This is a genomic window from Bowmanella dokdonensis, assembly GCF_017254865.1.
GTDB lineage: Bacteria > Pseudomonadota > Gammaproteobacteria > Enterobacterales > Alteromonadaceae > Bowmanella > Bowmanella dokdonensis.
The window spans coordinates 1-293 of sequence record NZ_JAFKCV010000348.1 but is presented as its reverse complement, the minus strand read 5'-3'; the positions used below and the strand labels follow the sequence as shown (position 1 = coordinate 293).

1 protein-coding gene is annotated in these 293 nt (G+C 49.5%); it reads right to left on the bottom strand.

The features are described from left to right. The coding region (locus J0A66_RS22890) for a DUF1285 domain-containing protein (RefSeq protein ID WP_206576084.1) at nucleotides 1–236 on the bottom strand (236 nt) is incomplete at its 3' end. Nucleotides 237–293 lie beyond the last annotated feature (57 nt).

Below are 293 nucleotides of genomic sequence, written 5' to 3'. Positions count from 1 at the left end.
ATGCCTAGCTTTTCCACCGGAGTGACCAAGTAGTAACGATCGTTTTCCCGCTTTAATACCTTGGCAAAAAGCATGATCAGCGATTTTCTGCTAATGGGTGAATTTTGGTGGTGCCAGCTACCGTCATGACGAATCTCCAGTTCGAGTTCGCCACAGTAGTCTGGATTCCAGTCTTCCACCGGCGGCAGCCTAGGATTATGCTGCGCCAGTGTTGACTGCAAATGCTCTAGGTTCATCTGTTGTCAGTTGGCCAGAGCGTCGCGAATCTCTCTGAGTTTTGCTTTAATCAGCCG